This window comes from Kocuria cellulosilytica (assembly GCF_040981245.1).
Classification (GTDB): Bacteria; Actinomycetota; Actinomycetes; order Actinomycetales; family Micrococcaceae; genus Kocuria; species Kocuria cellulosilytica.
Genome location: NZ_JAVFWZ010000105.1, coordinates 1 through 561, shown reverse-complemented (window position 1 = coordinate 561; position 561 = coordinate 1). Strand labels below are relative to the sequence as shown.

1 protein-coding gene is annotated in these 561 nt (G+C 74.7%); it reads right to left on the bottom strand.

Translation table 11 applies throughout. The features are described from left to right. Positions 1–561: PASTA domain-containing protein (locus RCG67_RS17215; protein WP_368828026.1), on the bottom strand; the 561-nt coding region annotated here is incomplete at both ends.

Genomic DNA, 561 nt, shown 5'->3' with positions numbered 1-561 from the left:
AGCTCTCCTCGCCGGTTCCGGTCGGCGTCCCGGCGGGCGTCTCGGCGGGCGTCGCCGCGGGCGTCCCCGACGGCTCGGCGGTCGGGACGCTCTCCGGCGCCACGGCCACCCACATCTCGATGGTGTCGCCGGGGCGGACGGTCGAGCCGCCCAACGGTTCCGTGCGCAGCACCGTCCCCGGCTCCGCGTCCTCGGTGGGCTCGTCGTACCGGATGATGTTGACGCCGAGCAGCCGGATCTCGTCGATCAGGGGGTCCGCCTGCTGCCCGACCATCCCGGAGGGCAGCTCCACGGTGTCCGGGCCGGTCGAGAAGGACACCGTGACGGTCGACCCGCGCTGCACCTGTCCCACGGGGGCCAGGGACAGGACCGTGTTCTCCTCCTCGTCGGAGATCTGGCCCTGCCGCTCCACCAGGAAGCCGAGGTCGGTGAGCTCCTGCGCGACCTCCTCGACGGGGCGGCCCTCGTACCGGGCCGCGAGCAGCTCCACGGTTCCCGCTCCGTCCGCCGCCGGGGGCGTCGGCTCCCCGGGCACGACGGACGTGGAGACGGTGCCCGTGG